Here is a 16,505-nt window from a genome sequence, read left to right on the forward strand (position 1 = left end):
CTATTAAACAAGAGCGATTAGAATGTCATCTTTATGGCAACTCATTAGTATTCTATTATGTTCTTCTACTATGTTTAAAATGCGAGAACTCCTATTACGTAAAAAACAGAAAGAACTAAGTGAATATAAAGCAATGTATATAATTAAGGATTATTTTTCACTTTTTTACCAAGCATTACACAAAAACACCCAAGAATTATCAAAGGTTCTCCTTCGTCTGTTTAACCTCCTACAGCACAACGGACGAAAATCTCATCGGTACGAGAAAAAGACAGTCTTTGATATTTTGGGTGTTGTTTATGAGTATACCACTTCTAATCCTCAGGTAGCATAGTAAAAAATTGAAACCTGTCAGGGTTTATTTGATATGCCTACTTTTATAAAATCTATAAAAGATAATAAAAAATTATATAAAAAAAACACATTTTGTTTGAAAATATCCCTTAAGTTGATGGATGTGGGATAGCACCACATGTCTACTAACCTAAGAAAATAAATCAAACCCATGTCCATCAAGCTAGTAAAAATAAATACCCCAAAAATAGTAAAATTGACATTCTCATAGTAAAAATGTAAAAAATTATTGTTTAGGGGCAGCGTAAAACATTAGTTTGATAGCGATATGGCGCTACTCATAAAAAAAGAAATAGGATAGAATATCCTGTTTCTTTTTATTGATATAATAAAATGTAAAGAATAGATCCAAAGTAATGATAATAATTAGAAGTAACAAGTGTATAAGTGCATCAGTTTTTCCGTTTAGTAAAGACTTTACAAAGAAATCCCATTCTGTTTCATAGGGAGATTCTACCCAATTTCGTTGCAGACCTAACACCATTCCATTTATGAAATAGAAAATGCTTAATAGAATCCTTCCAACAAATAAGGCAGCTATTTTTATATTCCAATCCTTTATCTTGATTACATAAAGGATTGGAAATAGTATCAGTATCCAAAAAACAATAATAAAGACTGTATTTCCCATTCTCTCCTCCTAACAAAATGATTGTGTTTTTAATCTTGGTAAATTCTTAGGTTGGAGGTATGTTTCATTGTTACTGGTTAAAAACAAGGGCCGGAATTCCGGCTCCTTTTCTATCCCGCAAAATAAAGGTTTGCTTTATCTCTCCGTCTCAAAAAACTCAATCCACTCTCCATCAGGACCAGCGAAGAATATGTAACGTGTTCCATCTGGTAATGTTTCGATTTCTTCTCCTAGTAAAAAGGTTACTGCGTGTTTCTTCAGTCTTTCGATCTCATCCTCTAATGAATCCACTTTAAAGCAAATGTGATGTACTTTTCCTTCTGCCGGAAGAGAAGAGTTGTAGCCTTCAATGAGTTCTAGTATCGTTTCTTTTGATTCTTCTACACCTAAAAAAGCGAGTTTTAAGTCTGGATTCGGATGACCCATACGTTTCATGAGCTGTAAGCCGACTACTTCTTCATAAAATGAAATAGATGTTTCTAAGTTTGCAACCATAAGTCCGACGTGTTCAATTCTTCTAACTGGCATGTAGATTCCTTCTTTCTGAAAATTATATACAATATATTATTGAAAATTAAGAAAATAAGCAAGATAAAAACCTTACAAATTTTAGCGTGTTATATGGTATAGTGAGAAAGTATGTTTGGGGAGAAGGAAGGAGATTATACGATGAATACAACTACTCAAACTCCTTCATTATCGGAAACGATGAAAGAGTGGCATTATGCATTAGCATATGAAATTAAACATTGGAAAACGATAGGTGGTAGTAAAATTTCTATCATGAATGGTCGTTTTTTATATACAGATTATGAAAGTACAGTATACGTATTTCAGCTTATTTCGGAAGTAAGCTTACCTGAAGGTTCACCCATTCGAATTGAGTTTGATGGTGAGGAAGCGACAGGAGAAGTATTGTCTGTACATGGATTAGAAATAGAACTGAAATTAAATGATTATATACAAGGTGAAATACGAGAAGCTGTTTTATATAGTGAACCGTGGCAATTGTTAGAGCAACTACAAGAGAGGTTGAAAGAAGCACGTAAAGATAAGCTGAAACGTAATCGTATAAAGCGTCTTGTTGATGGGACGAGCAGTCCGAAACATATTGAGAAGATGAAAAATCCGAAAAATGAATTGGCGTATCGTTCGTTTTACAATCCGACGACGTACGTATGGGGACCACCAGGAACAGGGAAGTCTTACAATTTATCACGTATTATTTCAGCTCATTATCAAAAAGGAAAATCGGTACTTGTGTTGGCTCATAGTAATGCGGCAGTAGACGTATTAATGAGTGAAGTAACGAAGCAAATTGAGAAGAAAAAGAAATGGACGCCTGGCGAAATTGTTCGTTACGGTTATAGTCAACATGAACATATACGAAATCATGAAACGTTACTTGCGTCGAAGTTAGTTGAAACGACGAACGGATCTTGGGGTGAGGAAAGACTCTATTTAGAAGAGACACGACAAGATCTTCGTGAAAAAATCTTATCGTATAAAGCAACATCTGCTGATAAGAAGCGTATACAAGAGATTGAAAGTGATCTTCGAAAGCAAAAGGCTAAAATTAAAGAAGTAGAAAAAGAATATATTGAAAATGCGAAAGTAATCGGCGCAACTTTATCGAAATGTGCCATTGATTCACTTATTTATGAGCGCACATTTGATTTAGTTGTTGTAGATGAAGTAAGTATGGCATATGTTCCGCAAATTGCATTAGCTGCTTCACTTGGAAAACGTATCGTCGTTTGCGGTGACTTTTTACAGTTACCTCCAATTGCGATGGCAAATCATGAACTCGTTCGCAAATGGCTTGGGGAAGATATGTTTTACCATGCTGGGATTGTTGAGTCTGTTAATAAATCAGAAGCACACCCAAACCTATTTATGTTGCAGGAACAAAGACGTATGCATGCGGATATATCGAAGTTTACGAATTCGTTTATTTATAAAAATAGAGTATACGATCATCCGTCTGTTTCAGAGCGTAAAGAACTTTCGCAATTGCAGCCGTTCGCAAATGAAGCGAGTGTTTTATTTGATACGAGCCAAATGGGAGCTTTTTCGTTAAAAGATGCTGCTTCTGGTTCACGTTTTAACATTATGTCTGGTTTAGTAGCAATGCAAATGATGTTAATCGGATTGTTAGACGGTGTGCAATCAATTGGTATTGTGACACCTTACAGGGCGCAGTCACGCTTTTTATCAACGTGTATTAGAGAAATGTTGCAGAGAACGAAATATCAAAACATACCAGTTTTAGCGGCGACAGTTCATAAGTTCCAAGGTTCTGAAAGAGATATGATGATCTTTGATACGGTTGACAGTTATCCGCAAGAACGACCTGGCGTATTATTCTTTGATCACAAAAACCATCGCCTCGTCAATGTAGCAGTGACAAGGGCGAGAGGGAAGTTCATTCAATTATCAGATTGCCATTATATGCGTAAAAACCTTTCGAGAAAACAAGCATTATCACAATTAACAGCTCATATAGAACGTCACGGAGATGTGTATGATCGCACGACATCAAGACAATTGTGGGAACGGAAAATTTCGAAACGTTTACGCTGGTTTATGGAAATGAATCTTGAAGAGCCGAAAGGGTTATTAAAAGATATTTTAGCCGCAAAACGAAAAATTATTATTTCACTTCCAAGTACAAAACAAGTGGATAAACGAGTATGGCAAGCGTTAATGCGTACAAATGCGCAAATAACAGTGTATAGTGATGGACCAGTTCCACTGAAAAATGTAAAGTTACAAAGACAAAATAAAGCATTCCCGTTTATCGTAATTGATGATGAAATCTTCTGGGCAGGCGCACCGCTTACATCTCAAATGATGTTTGAAGGTAGTACGGAATTTCCGTACGTATGTGCAAGACTGCAAGCACCTGAGACAATTGGTGTATTAAAAGGATTTTTAGATATTCGGTAAATTCGGATAGGAATTCCTTGACTTTTACTTGGAATGAACTTAGAATAAAAAATAATTTAATATAATTTTATGAAAATTCTTATCACGAGAGGTGGAGGGACTGGCCCTATGATACCTCGGCAGCGGATTCGTTATGAATACTGTGCCAATTCCAGCAAGGTAACTTGAAAGATAAGAAAGAAGCTCATTTTGACTGTATATACAGAAGCCTCTTTCTATCTTTTAGAAAGAGGCTTTTTTATGTGAAAATAAAAGGAGGAAGAAAAATGGGGGCGACAGGAGTAGCGTCACAAAGAAAAACAATTGAAGAGAGTATCGAAAGAAATAAGGAAAAGTACATAGAAACAAGTCATGATATTCATGCGAATCCGGAAATTGGTAACCAAGAGTTTTATGCATCTAGAACGTTAAGTTTATTGCTAGGCAGTGCAGGATTTCAGTTGCAGCACAATATAGCTGGACATGAAACGGGATTTATCGCGCGAAAAAGCTCTGGAAAACAAGGACCTGCAATCGCATTTTTAGCGGAGTACGACGCTTTACCAGGACTAGGTCATGCGTGTGGTCACAATTTAATTGGCACAATTAGCGTTGCAGCAGCAATTGCATTATCAGAAACGCTTGAAGAAATTGGCGGGGAAGTTGTCGTGTTCGGAACACCAGCTGAAGAAGGAGGACCGAACGGTAGCGCAAAATCGAGTTATGTAAAGGCAGGCTTATTTAAAAACATTGATGCGGCGCTTATGATTCATCCAAGCGGAAAGACAGCGACAACGAGTCCTTCACTAGCGGTCGATCCGCTTGATTTTCATTTTTACGGAAAAACAGCTCACGCTGCAGCTTCGCCAGAAGAAGGGATTAACGCATTAGATGCGGTTATTCAGCTCTATAACGGTATTAACGCACTTCGCCAACAACTTCCGTCAGACGTGAGAATTCATGGCGTCATTACAGAGGGAGGAAAAGCACCTAATATTATTCCTGACTATGCCGCAGCAAGATTCTTCATCCGTGCAGCAACGCGAAAAAGATGTGCAGAAGTAACAGAAAAAGTAAAAAATATCGCACAGGGAGCAGCATTAGCAACAGGTGCGAAAGTAAAAATCCATCAATTCCAAAATGAAATCGATGAATTACTCGTAACAAAAACATATAACGATATCGTAGCGGAAGAACTAGAACTATTAGGTGAAGATGTAAATCGTAAAGAAAGAGTAGGGATTGGTTCAACCGACGCAGGAAACGTAAGCCAAGTCGTACCGACAATTCATCCGTACATTAAAATCGGTCCAGATGATTTAATTGCACATACGAATGAATTTAGAGAAGCAGCACGTTCAGAACTTGGAGATAAAGCATTAATTACATCGGCAAAAGCACTAGCGAATACGGCATATCGATTAATTACGGAAGAAGGGTTGTTAGAGAAGGTGAAGGAGGAGTTTAGAGAAGCGCAGAAGAATCAGGGGTAGATGGTTAAAGGGAGTGGGGGATCCACTCCCTTTCTTTTTTGCGTAACACTGATGCTAAGATTTTTTTGCAGTAAAATCAATGTTAGTGGAACTTTTTTAATCAAACTTTTTTCTAAATTAACATAAATACTTGTAATATTTAAATTAGTACTATATAGTTCTAGTTATGACAAAGGTAAAATTAATGAATCAAAGACGTGTGATTGAAGTAGCTGCAACATTATTTTTAGAAAAAGGGTTTGCTTATACAAGTATGGATGAATTAGTACGTGTAAGCAAAGTTTCAAAGTCTAATGTGTATTATCATTTTTCTAATAAGGAACAATTATTAGAAGGAGTCGTTGATTATTGGATTGAAATGTATCAATCTGCAATTGATGACGTACTTTCTCAGAATCAATTTTTAGTTGAAGATCGTATCCAACTGTTTTTAAAGCAATTATCACAAGGAGTTCAGTCGAGAGAGTATAAGGGGAGCTGTCCATTTATTACTCTTTATATTCAAAGTCCTAAACAGGCCACGCAAATAAAAGAAAAAATAGGTCTTTTTTTTACAGGATTACAAAAGAAAGTTTCTCTATTACTTAAACAAGGGGTAGAGAATGGAGAATTTAGAAATACGATTCAGATTGATGAGGTTGCATCACTTTTTATTACAAATCTTGAAGGAGCGTTATTTATTTCAGAAACATTGAAGGATGCAACTGTAATCACGAAAACAGCAGATCATTTTTTAAAATTGCTTCGATAAAAGAAGCATTTTTTTTACATCAAATTAGTACTGAGTAGTACTAAAAGGGGGATTTTATATGAGAACAGTATTTTTAACTGGTGGAACAGGCTTTATTGGAAAGCAATTAGTGAAAGAATTAGCCAAAGAGGATGTTAAAATTCTTCTTTTAGTGAGGTCGAAAAGTAAAGCAATACGTCTTTTTCAAGAAAGAGGCATCTTAAAAAAGGAAGTTATGCACTTTATTGAAGGTGATTTGACGAAAATAGATTTAGGTCTAAGTGCTGAAGATAAGGAGAGGGTATTGAAAACGGATGTGATTATTCACGCAGGAGGCCCCATGGATATTCAAGCGACAAGTAAAGAGGCAGCTTCCATATTTTTAAATGGTGCCAAACATATTAGTGAATTAGCTAAAAGTATTCATCAATTGAAGGGCTTGCAACAATTTATTCATGTTGTAGGTTATATGAGCCCCTTTGATGATAAAAATAGCAAGATTGCAATTGATGTGTTTAAAGAAGGAAACAGTTATTTGAAAATAAAAAATCCATATGAGAGAACAAAATTTTTAGCAGATCTTTATATCCGTCAACAGGCATCAGCAGTAGGTTATCCGCTTTCTGTAATTAATCCACCAACTGTAGTCGGTAGTAGCAAAACAGGGAGTACAGAGCAGATAGCAGGATTAGGTTTGCTTGTGATGAGTATGCGAAGAGGGCTCATGCCAGTGATTCCTGGAGGTAAGGGATATAGGTTACCACTTATTTCAAACGATGAGTTTGCGAAGTTTATTGTGCAGGTTTTCAGGTTGGAGCAACCGACTATTCAAACATATACACTTGTTGAAGACAAACAGCACGATCAGAACATTGCTGAATTATTAAGTATTATGTCGGAAAGTATGAATATGAGGGCACCAAAGATCTCGGTTCCAATGCCGCTTATGAAAACAATTATGAATAGTGGAGTAAGTAAAATAACAAAAATTCCTTCTGATGGACTGAATTTTATTACAAAACGAAAATTTTCAAATGTTTCAGCGAAAAAAATTATGGGAGGGGATTGGTTTAAGAAGACGAGTGTAATGAAATTTCTCCCTGCCGTAGTAGCTGATCTGGATTATCGAATGATAGATCAAAATGGCCAGCATAATCATGTATTTAAACGAACATTATGCGATAACACTACCCTTTACCAATTACAAGGAGAGGGTAAACCGTTTATATTATTACATGGTTTATTGAGTGATGGAGAGGATTTATTTCCTTTAGCACAAGAGCTTCATGAAAAAACTGGTCAACCTGTATGGATCTTGGATCTTCCAGGTTTGGGACGTTCTCCCTTTAAACGGGAGAAAAATCTTCTAGATATCTATTTGAATGTAGTGAAAAAGTTATTGGAGAAAGCTGTGAATGGTGCACATCTAATTGGCCATTCATTCGGTGCGTTTATTCTTCTAGAAGCATTGGTAAAAGAGTACATAGATAAGAAGTATGCAATCACTTTACTTCAGCCACCTGTTGCTAAAAAAAATGCTAAATCGCTAAATGTTCCTCAATTTATGAACAAATGGACATTAAAATTGGCAACTACTAATTTGATAGGGCGTTATTTATTAAGTAATGGTTTGTTTGAAAGTATGGAGAGCATCCCTGAACATTATATTGAAAAAATAAGTAAAAGTTTTACTTCCCCTAGAATTTTAAATACTACGGTTCAGCTTAACAGTTTACTACTGAAAAACGATCAAGGTGATTTCAATGAAGTAACAAAGTATAATCTTCACATTATTTGGGGGGATTATGACAGAGGTTATTCTGCTCCATCGCATCTTGGTAAGGTTGATTTTGTTCCATATGGCCATCATTTTCCTCTTAGCCATCCGAGTGAAACGGCAACATTAGTAATAAAAAATAGTAATACTAGCAGATGAGAGTGTGGGATAAATAAAAAATGTGTAGTAAGAACGTTGTGTCTTTGAAATAAAATCGTACTGTTTGGGGTCCCGCGAACAAGACGCGAATTTTGCACGCTAAACAAAAAACAATAAGCTGTCTACATGGACAGCTTATTTACATTATTCTCGTTATTGGAAGTTATTTTAAACTTCTCCTGATTGGAGAGATTCAATTCTCCTCTAAAAAGGCATCCACTTATTCGTTATGTGTTTTATACTTGTTTTGTTTTCTTTGCTCTTGTAAACTTCCAAAAAGCTAAAAGTAGTATGAGGAGCGGTATTCCCTGAATGAAGAGAAATCCTCCTAAAAAATAAAGCACATGAATAACTAGAGGAGGAGCTGTTGCCGAATCACCCGCAACATAAGCTCCATAATTAGCCACCACACCTGCATAATCAGCTATCCCGCCCATAAAAAAAGCCACTGGACTTATGAGTAGGTTTATCCCTAAACAGACGATTATCAATGATAGGTTTTTAGCCTTAATTTTTGATGAACTAGACAAGAAAAATAAGAATATTGCAGTGCCGAATATAAGAAACAGTAATACATAATAAATTCCCATAATATCCCTCCAAGACTTTAATTGTACCATCAATAAGGGCAATTTTGGATGAATATGATATTCGTATATAGTTAACATAACGTCCTATTATCGTTAGCAAGTTTTTCATAGCATCCTTATTTTTACTAAATTTTTTGTCTCTATGTCTATCTATCTCTTATACAAGATTTTATACATCATTGATATAGCGGGGATTCTAGGGTCTTCGCTATTCTTTTTTGCATAAAATCTTGTATAGAAAAGTAGTTAGACTAGTGTGTTTTACTTCGGTCTATTTCAAAATATAATTGAAAATTCATCTTTAAATTAAAAAAAGTGTTACCTATATATATTAATAACTTCGAAATATTGTATAACAGATAATTTTTATTGTGCTAACGAATCAGGATAGTGTGGCGACCGACTGACTGACTGACTAAATAGTTGCTTATCCTCAATTATTAGAAGGAAAGTTCTATCATTTCGCGAATTGATTAGACATAGACGAGTCCTATAATTTTCTATATATACATAAAGAGGTGACTACGTATGAATCAAAGACCGTCAGAAGAAGAATACGCCGGGAGCTCCGGTGAATATATCCGTTTGGTGCCGGACGGTAATATCATCGATATTCTGTTCGCCCAGGAAAAGCAAATGAACGAGCTACTGGCATCGTTGACCGAAAGCCAGGCCGCATATCGGTATGCGGAAGGAAAATGGACGCTGAAAGAAGTCGTGGGCCACATTGCAGACGCGGAACGCGTCATGACCTACCGCCTGCTCCGGTTCGCAAGAGGGGACCAGACGCCCCTGACTGGTTTCGATCAGGAATTGTTCATGCCCCCTTTCGGAAGTTGGACAACTGAGCAATTGGCCGAAGACTACCGGGCTGTACGGCAATCAACGATCACATTGCTGCGCGGGCTACCGGCGGAGGCGTGGACCCGCAAGGGCACAGCCAACAACCTAAGCATTACGGCGCGCGCCCTCGCGTACGGCATCGCAGGACACGAACTTCATCACATGGGGGTCATCCGAAACCGGTACTTGAGTTAATCGTCGGCTGAGGCCTTTTGAATGGAACTAACACCTTTCATACAATCTTAGATACCGTTCTTATTGGGGCCCGCCCCACAACCATCAATTTAAGGATTTAGACTATTTTTGAAATTGAAAGCACGTTACTATTCTCTTATGTTAATGAGAAAGGGTGACGTGCTTTTTATGATTATGCACTAAAAACAAGAGTTATCTTTATTTGCCGAAGAGTTATATCGATTTTTCTCATTTTGGGGTATTTGTTTTTCTTAGATTGATGGTGATGGGGCACTACTCTATAATGATCAAATTAAAATTTAAAATAGTTATAGAGACTCCATTTCTCGGAAATATTGTAACTATTAAGTTGTAAAAAGATATAATGGGAGGAAGTTTTTCTAAATCAAAAAAATTGATTAATAAGTTGCATAATAAACTCACTAGCGTATATACTATAAATATCAAAAAAAATTGATGAAGGGAGAGGAAACTACAGTGGCACAAGATTTTAAGTTATATGAGAAAAAGTTTAAAGCGTTGGCTGATCAGAAGCGTTTAGAGATTATGTATGAACTTTGCCAGCGAGGCCAGACTTGTGTATGTGATTTAACAGAGATTTTTGAAATGACGCAATCTAAGTTGTCCTATCATTTAAAGATTTTATTAGATGCAGGTTTAATTGTAAAAGAAACAAAAGGTACGTGGAGTTATTATGATTTAAATGATGCGGAAGTGAATAATTTGTTATCAGAAGAATTGTGCTGTATCTTTAGAAAAACAGGCAAAGGTAGTTGTTGTTAAAATTTTGCGTTATTAATCAAAAAAAATTGATTAATAACATATAAAGAGGAGGAATAAGCTATGAGATATGTTCACGTCGGTATAAATGTTACGGATTTAGAGAAGTCTATTGAATTCTACGAAAAGGTATTTGGTGTGTCACCAGTTAAGGTGAAAGTAGATTATGCAAAATTTTTATTAGAGACGCCAGGACTTAATTTCACGCTAAACGTACGAGATGAAGTGAAGGGAAATCAGGTAAATCATTTCGGTTTCCAAGTGGATACAGCTGAAGAAATTACGTTACATAAAGAAAGATTAGAAAAAGAAGGTTTCTTTGCGCGTGATGAGATGGATACGACTTGTTGCTATGCGGTTCAAGATAAGTTTTGGGTAACGGATCCTGATGGGAACGAGTGGGAATTCTTTTATACAAAAGCACAGAGTGATGTTCATAAAATAGAAGAGGCACCTTGTTGCAAGACTTCTAACGTAGTAGAACAAAATTCTTGTTGTTAATAGGAGATGGAAAATAAAATGAAACGTTTATCTTTTCTAGATCGATATTTAACACTATGGATTTTTCTAGCTATGGCTGTTGGGATTGGTTTAGGGTTTGTATTTCCTAGTGTAGTAGACGGATTGAATACATTACAAGTTGGAACAACGTCTATCCCGCTAGCTGTTGGTTTAATTGTCATGATGTATCCACCGTTAGCGAAAGTTCGTTACGAGGAAATGGGCCGCGTATTTAAAGATGTAAAAGTATTGGTTTTATCTTTAGTACAAAACTGGATTATTGGACCTGTACTTATGTTTGTTTTTGCAATTATTTTTCTTCCAGATAAGCCAGAATACATGGTCGGACTCATTATGATTGGTTTAGCACGTTGTATTGCAATGGTAATTGTTTGGAACGATCTTGCAGATGGGGATAAAGAGTATGCAGCAGGTTTAGTGGCTTTTAACTCAGTATTTCAAATGTTATTCTTCTCCGTTTATGCATACGTGTTTGTAACAGTCATTCCAGAATGGTTAGGGATTGAAGGGGCTATTGTCGATATTACAATGGGAGAAGTAGCGAAATCAGTATTTATCTATTTGGGAATTCCTTTTATAGCAGGCATGTTAACACGTTTTGTACTCGTTAAGTTAAAAGGAAGAGAATGGTATGAAAAGGTGTTTATACCGAAGATTAGTCCACTTACATTACTTGCATTATTATTTACAATCATCATTATGTTCTCTTTAAAAGGGGAGATGATTGTTAGCGTACCATTAGATGTGGTAAGAATAGCGATTCCGTTATTAATCTATTTTATTGTAATGTTTTTTGTATCTTTCTTTATGGGAAGAAAAATTGGTGCAAACTATCCGGTGACGACAACGTTAGCATTTACAGCAGGTAGTAATAACTTTGAGTTAGCAATTGCTGTAGCAGTTGGGGTGTTTGGTATTCATTCAGGCGCAGCATTTGCAGCAGTTATCGGACCATTAGTTGAAGTACCTGTAATGATTGCACTTGTAAACGTTGCTTTTTGGTTTAAACGTAAATATTTTAATGACCAACCAGTCTAAATATAAAATAAAGGTGGAAAATACCATGGAAAACAAAAAGACAATCTATTTCTTATGTACAGGAAATTCATGCCGAAGCCAAATGGCAGAAGCGTGGGGCAAACAATATTTAGGTGATAAATGGAATGTATATTCTGCAGGAATTGAAGCACATGGAGTAAATCCAAATGCAATTAAAGCAATGAACGAAGTAAATATCGACATAACAAATCAAACATCAGATATAATTGATGCAAACATTTTAAATAGTGCTGATTTAGTCGTTACGCTGTGTAGTCATGCGGATTCTGTTTGTCCATCTACTCCGCCGCATGTAAATCGTGTTCATTGGGGATTTGATGATCCAGCAGGAAAAGAGTGGTCTGAATTTCAACGTGTTCGTGATGAAATTGGTGAACGTATAAAGCGATTCTCTGAAACAGGGGAGTAAATAAAGGAAAGAGTCAATCTTCTATCTTATAGGGGATTGGCTCTTTTTTTATTGTACATAGTCATGACTGTATTGGTTCGCATAAATTACCGGAAAATAGAGGGTATTCTATTGAATTGATAAAATTATAAATCTATTTAATCATGTAGGTGTTCACAAATAATAAATTCATTTAAAAGATAATATAGTTGTTTAGAATTAGAGATGGTATGATGAATAATTACAATATCTTCCTTGTTTTATGTATAATTTAATAAAGGGATTTTTGGATATTGAAATAAAGGGTAGTATATTAGCGCAAGGGGGAGAATGATGGATAAGTTGTTACAAGAAATTATAAATTGGTTAAGGATGAGAGATGAAAAAATTGTTATTGGTATTTCAGGACATGGTGCAGCTGGAAAAACAACGTTTGCTAATAGACTCGCAAATCTACTAAATCAAAATGAAGCAAATTATATTAATACAGATCCTTACATTGTCAGTTCAGATATCCGTAAGCATGCAGTGATTCACTATACATATCAAAATGAAAATCATCATTATAAAATGACAGCTTGTCATCCAGCGGCACACCATTTGGCAGCTTTAGAAAGAGATATTCAGATGGTTAGAGCTGGGCTAGATTTTTATACGATAGATACGCATTATATGAAAAGTAAGTTGATTTCTTCGAAAAATAAAGTAACGATTGTGGAGGGAATGAGTGCCGCATTTATTAACCCTGATTTATTTGATTTGAAAATTTATTTTTATACAGATGGCGAAACGGAACTAATGAGAAGATCAAGCCGGGATATAGCTGAAAGGGGAGCGGATATAAGTTATTTAAGGCAGTCTCATGAAGAACGACGAATTCAATATGAAGTATTTATGCATTCGTATAGTCAGCGTTTTGATATCATTATCAAAACTTCTGATGAAACAATATGTTTAGAAAAGAATACATTTGAGTTTTATAAAATTTAAATGAAAATCCTCACTTTGTTAATTACATTATGACGGTTAATTTTTCTTACGGAGTACTTGTATTAAACAAATGTATTATTTAATCAATAATACATTCATTATGAAATATCTAAATTTAAAAAAAGATTTAGTAGCCTTCTTTCATCTATATAGATGAAAGAAGGCTACTGTAATTTTTGCATGAAAGGAGAATAGAATGAAACACATAATAAAAGACATATTAATAAATTATTTTAAAGAAATTCATTCACTAGCAGTGGAAGAAGAATTGTATAAGGATAGGTGGAATACGGATCTGCATTATAAAATAATGGTAAATGGAAAGCGATATTCCGCAAGATTTATAAATAGCAAGCGAACAATCAATCCAGCCTTTGGGGCGTTATCAAACGAACAACTGATAGAGCAAGTACGGTTTACCTATTATTTACGCGAACATGAAATTCCTTTTATGCAGATAAACAAGAATAGGGCAGGAGAGCCATTTACACTTGTCGCTTGGAATGATGAACAATACCGATTTGTATTGTCTAATTGGATTGAGGGAGAACATATTACGCATTGCACAGAAAACATTGTAGAAGCCTTCGGAAAGGAAGCAAGAAAGATTCATGATATTTCTTGCGCATTTCAAAGCTCGATTTTTCAAAAGATATCTCATTTGGATGGGTATGTTGAGTTTATTAATATGTTAGAAAGTAGGGCAAGCGCATGTAAGGAATTGCGGGAGTATATAGATCTTGCTAAATATCATATAGAGTGCGCATATACGAGTGAACTAGAATTTATCGTACAAACAGATTTAAATCCTTTGAATGTTTTATGGGGCTCAAGTCAAAAGGTAAAAGGAATTGTGGATTTTGAATCTATTAGTTATGTTGACCGCATTGAAGGACTAGCCTTTTTAATAAAATGGTATTCTCGAACAGAAGGAGTACAGTCTCATGAGGTGTGTTCGAAGGTTGCTAGTTCATTTTTAATAGGGTATAAGGCCCATAATATTTTAACACCAAATGATTATAAGAGATTTTCTGCCTTGTTATGGTTATCCGGTAGTTTGAATTGGAATTTTGTGAAGAAAACGCTAGGTGTAATAAGTGATGAGAGGGAATTAGAAGAACATTTGGAAGTTTGTAGAGTGAGGGGAGAAAGACTATCTTCATTATTAACTTGTACATAACATGTATTCTCCTAGTCTGGGACTCAAATAAGAAACCATAGGATGTGTTCTAAAAATGAAAATACAAATAGTATTGTTTGATGGTTTCGGAGAACTTGTCTCTTTCGCACCGTTTGAGGTACTGAAAAGAGCTATAGAAGAAGGGGCTCCATTTATAGTTGAATTCGTTTCGAGTGAACAAAAGCAGGAAGTTATTACCTCGTTTGGAGTTACAGTTAAACTACATGATTTTTTACGAATGGAGAATCGTCCAGATTTGTTAATTGTACCTGGTGGTGGCTGGAATCATAAAGCAGAGCATGGGGCACGAAAGCAAGCAGAGCTTGGAACTTTGACTAAAATGATTAGCGAGATGCACAATGCAGGAACAATCGTTGCTGGTGTGTGTACAGGAGGTATGCTATTAGCTGCCTCTGGTATATTGAACGGTCGAAAGGCAACGATGCACTATTTGGCACAGGATGAAATGAGTGAATACGGGGCAGAGCTTCTTCATTACAGAATTGCGGATCAAGGGGATGTTATCACTGCAAGAGGAGTCACTTCAGGAGTTGATTTGGGGCTTTGGATCACGGAAAGATTCGCAAGCCCTAAAATTGCGGCTGCCGTTGAATACAGAATGGAATATGAGAGGCGAGGTGTTGTTTGGAAGTAATTTGCTTTCTTTTTTATCCTATTTTAAATGGGAGGGGGGCTGCCCATAAAAGCCCAATTCATATGTACTAATAATCAGTCGGGATGCCAAAACTCTTACTGATTAAAGTTTCATTTTATAATTTTTACTTTATTAAAAGTTGATTTGTTAGAAAGGATAATCATTTATTGATATAATGAATGGATGCGTGGCAGGAAATAGATAGAAAGATACTGCTAGTAATTTATACTTAAAATGTAGGGAGATTGAACAGAGTTATGGGGACAGAAAAAGAAATTAGTTCCGCTAAATTAATATGGAAGATGACGCGCCCGCATACGTTAACGGCGACGTTTTCTCCTGTAATTTTAGGGACAGTGGCATCACTTTATGTTGCTAAAATTGATTGGCTGTTATTTATTGCGATGATGCTTGCATGTTTAGCATTGCAAATAGCAACGAACTTATTTAATGAGTACTATGATTTTAAACGTGGATTAGATACCGCTGAATCCGTTGGCATCGGTGGCGGAATTGTCCGTCATGGATTGAAGCCAAAAAATGTGTTAACAGTTGCGCTTTTATTATATGTCGTAGCAGCTTTTATTGGCATTTATATTTGTATGAATAGCAGCTGGTGGTTAGTTGTCATTGGTTTAATTGGGATGGCAGTTGGCTATTTATATACAGGCGGTCCATTACCAATTGCGTACACCCCGTTTGGAGAATTAGTTTCCGGATTGTTAATGGGGACATGTTTTGTACTCATTGCTTTCTTTATTCAAACGAATACGATAACGATTGAAAGTGTATTGATTTCCATTCCAATTGGAATTTTAGTCGGTGTAATCAATATGTCGAATAACATCAGAGATATCGAAGAAGATATTAAAGGTGGAAGAAAGACATTAGTAATCCTCCTTGGGAGAGAGAAAGCTGTGGTAACACTAGCGGTAGCCTTTTTCATTGCGTATTTATGGATTGCCGTAATTGTATTAATGGGTTATATAAGCCCTTGGGCATTAGTTATGTTCCTAGGTTTGAGAAAGCCAATTTCTGCAATTCAAAGTTTCCAAAAAGGGGCAAAGGATCCTGGGTATATGCGCATCGCAATGAAATCAACAGCGATGACAAATACGATTTTTGGCTTCTTATTATCAGCAGGATTATTAATTAGTTATTTGTTTTAAATAAAAAATATGGTTAAATAACTTAACCCCAGTTTCTCAATTTTAATATAGAGAGATTGGGG

The 16,505-nt window shown here is 35.8% G+C and carries 16 protein-coding genes, 1 pseudogene and 1 riboswitch; of the genes and pseudogenes, 14 read left to right on the forward strand and 3 right to left on the reverse strand.

The genetic code is table 11. The features are described 5' to 3' along the window. A pseudogene (locus HMPREF1014_RS08715) lies at positions 1 to 334 on the forward strand (IS4 family transposase); the annotation flags it as partial. A 294-nt stretch (positions 335 to 628) separates the two neighbouring features. On the opposite strand, the gene HMPREF1014_RS08720 reads toward HMPREF1014_RS08715, so the two are convergent. After that, a complete protein-coding gene (locus HMPREF1014_RS08720; RefSeq protein WP_000528635.1) occupies positions 629 to 985 on the reverse strand; it encodes a hypothetical protein in 357 nt (118 codons plus the stop codon). 135 nt (positions 986 to 1,120) lie between these two features. Beyond that, positions 1,121 to 1,513, reverse strand: a complete 393-nt coding sequence (locus tag HMPREF1014_RS08725; RefSeq protein ID WP_001145284.1) for a VOC family protein — start codon at positions 1,511 to 1,513, stop codon at positions 1,121 to 1,123. 111 nt (positions 1,514 to 1,624) lie between these two features. On the opposite strand from HMPREF1014_RS08725, the gene HMPREF1014_RS08730 reads away from it, so the two are divergent. The 4 genes from HMPREF1014_RS08730 to HMPREF1014_RS08745 all read left to right on the forward strand — a co-directional run bounded on the left by HMPREF1014_RS08730 (position 1,625) and on the right by HMPREF1014_RS08745 (position 8,072). After that, positions 1,625 to 3,934 (forward strand): AAA domain-containing protein, encoded by a 2,310-nt coding sequence (locus tag HMPREF1014_RS08730; RefSeq protein ID WP_009326706.1) that lies wholly within the window; start codon positions 1,625 to 1,627, stop codon positions 3,932 to 3,934. Positions 3,935 to 4,010: 76 nt separating this feature from the next. Continuing rightward, a riboswitch (SAM riboswitch) is annotated at positions 4,011 to 4,112 on the forward strand. Between the two features lie 88 nt (positions 4,113 to 4,200). Further along, complete coding sequence (locus HMPREF1014_RS08735; RefSeq protein ID WP_000501346.1) at positions 4,201 to 5,406, forward strand: M20 family metallopeptidase; 1,206 nt, start codon at positions 4,201 to 4,203, stop codon at positions 5,404 to 5,406. 184 nt (positions 5,407 to 5,590) lie between these two features. Further along, a complete protein-coding gene (locus HMPREF1014_RS08740; RefSeq protein WP_001076335.1) occupies positions 5,591 to 6,157 on the forward strand; it encodes a TetR/AcrR family transcriptional regulator in 567 nt (188 codons plus the stop codon). A gap of 58 nt (positions 6,158 to 6,215) precedes the next feature. Then, a complete protein-coding gene (locus HMPREF1014_RS08745) occupies positions 6,216 to 8,072 on the forward strand; it encodes an alpha/beta fold hydrolase (protein WP_001261143.1) in 1,857 nt (618 codons plus the stop codon). Between the two features lie 236 nt (positions 8,073 to 8,308). Here the strand turns inward: HMPREF1014_RS08745 and HMPREF1014_RS08750 are convergent, their stop codons facing one another. After that, a complete protein-coding gene (locus HMPREF1014_RS08750) occupies positions 8,309 to 8,662 on the reverse strand; it encodes a hypothetical protein (protein ID WP_000513529.1) in 354 nt (117 codons plus the stop codon). Between the two features lie 528 nt (positions 8,663 to 9,190). Here HMPREF1014_RS08750 and HMPREF1014_RS08755 point away from each other — a divergent pair. The 9 genes from HMPREF1014_RS08755 to menA all read left to right on the forward strand — a co-directional run bounded on the left by HMPREF1014_RS08755 (position 9,191) and on the right by menA (position 16,443). Continuing rightward, complete coding sequence (locus HMPREF1014_RS08755) at positions 9,191 to 9,700, forward strand: DinB family protein (RefSeq protein ID WP_001076308.1); 510 nt, start codon at positions 9,191 to 9,193, stop codon at positions 9,698 to 9,700. Positions 9,701 to 10,156: 456 nt separating this feature from the next. After that, positions 10,157 to 10,483 carry an arsenical resistance operon transcriptional regulator ArsR gene (gene arsR / locus HMPREF1014_RS08765; RefSeq protein ID WP_002000155.1) on the forward strand — a complete coding sequence of 109 codons (327 nt, stop codon included), beginning with the start codon at positions 10,157 to 10,159 and terminating at the stop codon, positions 10,481 to 10,483. Between the two features lie 60 nt (positions 10,484 to 10,543). Then, positions 10,544 to 10,981 (forward strand): ArsI/CadI family heavy metal resistance metalloenzyme, encoded by a 438-nt coding sequence (locus tag HMPREF1014_RS08770; protein WP_001270994.1) that lies wholly within the window; start codon positions 10,544 to 10,546, stop codon positions 10,979 to 10,981. An 18-nt stretch (positions 10,982 to 10,999) separates the two neighbouring features. Continuing rightward, positions 11,000 to 12,040 (forward strand): ACR3 family arsenite efflux transporter, encoded by a 1,041-nt coding sequence (gene arsB / locus HMPREF1014_RS08775; protein ID WP_000826552.1) that lies wholly within the window; start codon positions 11,000 to 11,002, stop codon positions 12,038 to 12,040. A 25-nt stretch (positions 12,041 to 12,065) separates the two neighbouring features. After that, positions 12,066 to 12,470, forward strand: coding sequence for an arsenate reductase (thioredoxin) (gene arsC, locus HMPREF1014_RS08780; protein WP_000428354.1), 405 nt, complete (start codon positions 12,066 to 12,068; stop codon positions 12,468 to 12,470). Between the two features lie 312 nt (positions 12,471 to 12,782). After that, positions 12,783 to 13,439 (forward strand): uridine kinase family protein, encoded by a 657-nt coding sequence (locus HMPREF1014_RS08785; protein ID WP_000359531.1) that lies wholly within the window; start codon positions 12,783 to 12,785, stop codon positions 13,437 to 13,439. Between the two features lie 196 nt (positions 13,440 to 13,635). Next, the gene (locus HMPREF1014_RS08790; protein WP_000680474.1) at positions 13,636 to 14,619 is read left to right on the forward strand and encodes a phosphotransferase; all 984 of its coding nucleotides are present in this window, start codon (positions 13,636 to 13,638) and stop codon (positions 14,617 to 14,619) included. Between the two features lie 55 nt (positions 14,620 to 14,674). Further along, entirely contained in the window at positions 14,675 to 15,274 is a 600-nt protein-coding gene (locus tag HMPREF1014_RS08795; RefSeq protein WP_000701553.1) for a DJ-1/PfpI family protein, read from the forward strand. A 257-nt stretch (positions 15,275 to 15,531) separates the two neighbouring features. Continuing rightward, positions 15,532 to 16,443, forward strand: coding sequence for a 1,4-dihydroxy-2-naphthoate polyprenyltransferase (menA, locus tag HMPREF1014_RS08800; RefSeq protein WP_000536368.1), 912 nt, complete (start codon positions 15,532 to 15,534; stop codon positions 16,441 to 16,443). Positions 16,444 to 16,505 lie beyond the last annotated feature (62 nt).

The organism is Bacillus sp. 7_6_55CFAA_CT2, from assembly GCF_000238655.1.
GTDB lineage: Bacteria > Bacillota > Bacilli > Bacillales > Bacillaceae_G > Bacillus_A > Bacillus_A cereus.